General features: G+C 51.7%; 5 protein-coding genes and 1 pseudogene. 3 read left to right on the top strand and 3 right to left on the bottom strand.

Translation table 11 applies throughout. The features are described from left to right. The coding region (locus BHE85_RS12175; protein ID WP_032219445.1) for a transposase at window positions 1-307 on the bottom strand (307 nt) is incomplete at its 3' end. A gap of 332 nt (window positions 308-639) precedes the next feature. Between BHE85_RS12175 and BHE85_RS12170 the strand changes: the two genes are divergently transcribed. The 3 genes from BHE85_RS12170 (at window position 640) to repA (ending at window position 2,048) form a co-directional block, all read left to right on the top strand. Continuing rightward, on the top strand, window positions 640-900 hold the full coding sequence (locus BHE85_RS12170; RefSeq protein WP_000083819.1) for a replication regulatory protein RepA: 261 nt from the start codon (window positions 640-642) through the stop codon (window positions 898-900). Window positions 901-1,123: 223 nt separating this feature from the next. Beyond that, complete coding sequence (gene tap / locus BHE85_RS12160) at window positions 1,124-1,198, top strand: RepA leader peptide Tap (protein WP_001365705.1); 75 nt, start codon at window positions 1,124-1,126, stop codon at window positions 1,196-1,198. Beyond that, window positions 1,191-2,048 (top strand): incFII family plasmid replication initiator RepA, encoded by an 858-nt coding sequence (gene repA / locus BHE85_RS12155; protein ID WP_000130973.1) that lies wholly within the window; start codon window positions 1,191-1,193, stop codon window positions 2,046-2,048. The genes tap and repA overlap by 8 nt, the downstream gene beginning before the upstream one ends. Window positions 2,049-3,099: 1,051 nt before the next feature. Here the strand turns inward: repA and BHE85_RS12145 are convergent. Together BHE85_RS12145 and BHE85_RS27470 are read right to left on the bottom strand one after the other, a co-directional pair. Further along, a pseudogene (locus BHE85_RS12145) lies at window positions 3,100-3,375 on the bottom strand (transposase); the annotation flags it as partial. A 159-nt stretch (window positions 3,376-3,534) separates the two neighbouring features. Next, window positions 3,535-3,612: hypothetical protein (locus tag BHE85_RS27470; RefSeq protein ID WP_242412314.1), on the bottom strand; the 78-nt coding region annotated here is incomplete at its 5' end.

The following is a 3,612-nucleotide window of genomic DNA, read 5'->3' as shown; positions in this document are numbered from 1 at the left end:
CGAACTCCGCCTTCGCAAAATAAGCGGAAGCCTGGCGAAGGATATCGTTACTGCGGCGCAGTTCACGATTTTCACGTTCCAGCTCTTTCAGACGCTGACGTTCAGCGGTGGTGAGCCCGCCATCACCGCCTCCGGTATCCCGCTCATGCTGGCGTACCCAGACACGCAGAGTCTCCGGTGTACAGCCAATCTTTGGGGCAATGGAACAAATTGCCGCCCACTGTGAGTCATATTCGCCCTGACTTTCCAGAACCATACGAATCGCCCTCTGACGGACTTCGGGGGAAAAACGAGTATTTTTAGTCATCCTGTTTACCTCTTTCTCAGGGAGTTTAGTCTCCAGGATTCCCGGGGCGGTTCAACAGGGGCTGATCAGCAGTCACCGGAACATCGTAGCTGACGCCTTCACGTTGCTCAGTTGTCCAACCCCGGAAACGGGAAAAAGCAAGTTTTCCTCGCTCCCGGCGTTTCCATAACTGAAAACCATACTATTTCACAGTTTAAATCACATTAAACGACAGTAATCCCCGTTGATTTGTGCGCCAACACAGATCTTCGCCACAATTCTCAAGTCGCTGATTTCAAAAAACTGTAGTATCCTCTGCGAAACGATCCCTGTTTGAGTATTGAGGAGGCGAGATGTCGCAGACAGAAAATGCAGTGACTTCCTCATTGAGTCAAAAGCGGTTTGTGCGCAGAGGTAAGCCTATGACTGACTCTGAGAAACAAATGGCCGCTGTTGCAAGAAAACGTCTTACACACAAAGAGATAAAAGTTTTTGTCAAAAATCCTCTGAAAGATCTCATGGTTGAGTACTGCGAGAGAGAGGGGATAACACAGGCTCAGTTCGTTGAGAAAATCATCAAAGATGAACTGCAGAGACTGGATATACTAAAGTAAAGACTTTACTTTGTGGCGTAGCATGCTAGATTACTGATCGTTTAAGGAATTTTATGGCTGGCCACGCCATAAGGTGGCAGGGAACTGGTTCTGATGTAGATGTACAGGAGCCAGAAAAGCAAAAACCCCGATAATCTTCTTTAACTTTGGCGAGTCAGAAAGATTACCGGGGCCCACTTAAACCGTATAGCCAACAATCAAGCTATGCGGGGAGTATAGTTATATGCCCGGAAAAGTTCAAGACTTCTTTCTGTGCTCGCTCCTTCTGCGCATTGTAAGTGCAGGATGGTGTGACTGATCTTCAACAAACTTATTACCGCCAGGTAAAGAACCCGAATCCGGTGTTCACACCCCGTGAAGGTGCCCGGACGCTTCCGTTCTGCGGGAAACTGATGGAAAAGGCGGTGGGCTTCACCTCCCGTTTTGATTTCGCCATTCATGTGGCACATGCCCGTTCGCTTGGTCTGCGTCGGCGCATGCCACCGGTACTACGTCGCCGGGCCATTGATGCGCTGCTGCAGGGGCTGTGTTTTCACTATGACCCACTGGCCAACCGCGTCCAGTGTTCCATCACCACGCTGGCCATTGAGTGCGGACTGGCGACGGAGTCTGCTGCCGGAAAACTCTCCATCACCCGGGCCACCCGGGCCCTGACGTTCCTTGCAGAGCTGGGACTGATTACCTACCAGACGGAATATGACCCGCTTATCGGGTGCTACATTCCGACCGATATCACGTTCACATCTGCACTGTTTGCTGCCCTCGATGTATCAGAGGAGGCAGTGGCCGCCGCGCGCCGCAGTCGTGTGGAATGGGAAAACAGACAGCGCAAAAAGCAGGGGCTGGATACCCTGGGTATGGATGAACTGATGGCGAAAGCCTGGCGTTTTGTTCGTGAGCGTTTCCGCAGTTACCAGACAGAGCTTAAGTCCCGTGGAATGAAGCGTGCCCGTGCGCGTCGTGATGCGGACAGGCAGCGTCAGGATATTGTCACCCTGGTGAAACGGCAACTGACGCGTGAAATCTCGGAAGGGCGCTTCACTGCCAGTCGTGAGGCGGTAAAACGTGAAGTGGAGCGTCGTGTGAAGGAGCGCATGATTCTGTCACGTAACCGTAATTACAGCCGGCTGGCCACAGCTTCCCCCTGAAAGTGACCTCCTCAGAATAATCCGGCACGCGCCGGAGGCATTCGCACGCCTGAAGCCCGCCAGTGCACAAAAAATCAGCGCTACATACAAAAAACAACCTCATCATCCACCTTCTGGTGCATCCGGTCCCCCCTGTTTTTGATACAAAACACGCCTCACAGACGGGGAATTTTGCTTATCCACATTAAACTGCAAGGGACTTCACCATAAGGTTACAACCGTTCACGTCATAAAGCGCCAGCCGTCAGCCCTACAGGGTGCAATGTATCTTTTAAACACCTGTTTATATCTCCTTTAAACTACTTAATTACATTCATTTAAAAAGAAAACCTGTTCACTGCCTGTCCTGTGGACAGACAGATATGCACCTCCCACCACAAGCGGCGGGCCCCGACCGAAGCCGGTTTAGTTACAACATGCAAACATAAACCCCTAAAAAACCCAAGTCCGACGCAGAACTGAAACCACAAAGCCCCTCCCTCATAACTGAAAAGCGGCCCCGCCCCGGCCCGAAGGGCGGAACAGAGTCGCTTTTAATTATGAATGTTGTAACTATATTATCATCGCTGTCAGTCCTCTGGCTGGACGTATCGAGTACACGCTCGTAAGCGGCCCTCACGGCCCTCACGGCCCGCTAACGCGGAGATACGCCCCGACTGCGGGTAAACCCTTGTCGGGCTCCGACCGCGCACAGAAGCTCTGTCATAGCTGAAAACGGGTATGGCTTGGCAGCTACCATGTTCTGTCAAGAAAAATCGCTTGAACTCCGACGTACAGCCCCCTAAGTACTGCCAGCAAGCTGTCAGCACTAAGTCCCCGATACAGCGCGGCATAGCCGCGCTAACGGGGTTAAAAGGGCTTACCTATACTTCATCATCGCTGAAAGCCCGCATGGCCTCGCAGGGCAGAGATGGGATAGGTGAAACCTATCAATACGTACCGGCTTACGCCGGGCTTCGGCGGTGTTACTCCTGTACCATATGTAACTACATCATGCCGCCTTACATGCGCTACGCGCATATGAAGACAAATAGCCCACATCAAACGGTTTTTAGGTCTTCAGTACGCCATAGCACCAGTGCACGAGTTTTCTCATCAGCGCACCAATGGCACACATTTTGGCCTTACCTCTCAGGCATAATCGCTCATACATCGCTTTCATCAATGGGTTAAATCTCAGACCACACAACGAAGCCAGATACAGTTTCGCCCGGATTTCCGGCGGACCAATTTTTGACAGTTTCGGACACCCTCTGACCGAGGTGCCGGAATATTTTTCAACGGGAACGACACCTAAAAATGCAGCCGCCTGTTCACGTATAGGAAATTGAAAAACCAGACGATACCGCTGTCCACGCCTTATGCCACGTGAGCTTTTCTGCTTTTCCCTCCACTCCGGTGTTTTCTCTCTCTGCATGGTCGATTCTTATACCGCAACAGGCTGTTTTTTATACTTGCACCGATTCCCGGGCACACTTAGCCTGTGTCAGGCCGGCATATACCTCAGCAGACTGATATCCCGCGCGTTTTTCTTCAGCCCCTCCACATTCAGTCCCGCGATGGC

The sequence above is a fragment of the Shigella sp. FC1567 genome (assembly GCF_001743015.1).
In the GTDB taxonomy this organism is placed as follows: Bacteria; Pseudomonadota; Gammaproteobacteria; order Enterobacterales; family Enterobacteriaceae; genus Escherichia; species Escherichia coli.
This window is presented reverse-complemented; position numbering and strand designations above follow the sequence as displayed.

Bases quoted from the DNA above. Each gene is read 5' to 3' on its own strand.
- BHE85_RS12170 (WP_000083819.1), top strand. From the start codon at position 640: ATGTCGCAGACAGAAAATGCAGTGACTTCCTCATTGAGTCAAAAGCGG.